This window comes from Salmonella sp. SAL4457 (genome assembly GCF_046548235.1).
Classification (GTDB): domain Bacteria; phylum Pseudomonadota; class Gammaproteobacteria; order Enterobacterales; family Enterobacteriaceae; genus Salmonella; species Salmonella enterica.
Window position 1 is genome coordinate 1 of the sequence record NZ_JBGDZO010001064.1, and the last position, 247, is coordinate 247.

Annotated in this window: 1 protein-coding gene; it reads right to left on the bottom strand. The window is 55.1% G+C overall.

Annotated elements, in window-relative coordinates; all coding sequences use genetic code 11:
* Positions 1-5: 5 nt before the first annotated feature.
* On the bottom strand, positions 6-247 hold a 242-nt coding region (locus ACLJNW_RS27445), incomplete at its 5' end, for a hypothetical protein (RefSeq protein WP_410961715.1).

Genomic DNA, 247 nt, shown 5'->3' on the forward strand with positions numbered 1-247 from the left:
GCTGCTCAAGAACCCAGCGCCCGCAAGGTCGGTTGGCGAGATCCAAATGCCAATGGCCCACTAACCTCCGAAGCTGTAACCGGATGTCGGTGTTCGTCGCTATGCGCTGCTCTCGCGCGGCAACTTCCTCTCCGCGCATACCCTGCGACGATTTTACGGAATTTTTCGAGCGCGGCTTCGAGGTTTACGATTTCATAAGCTAGCAGGTTGCTGAAAAAACGTCCGAATGCTTCGAGTACCTCAGCAT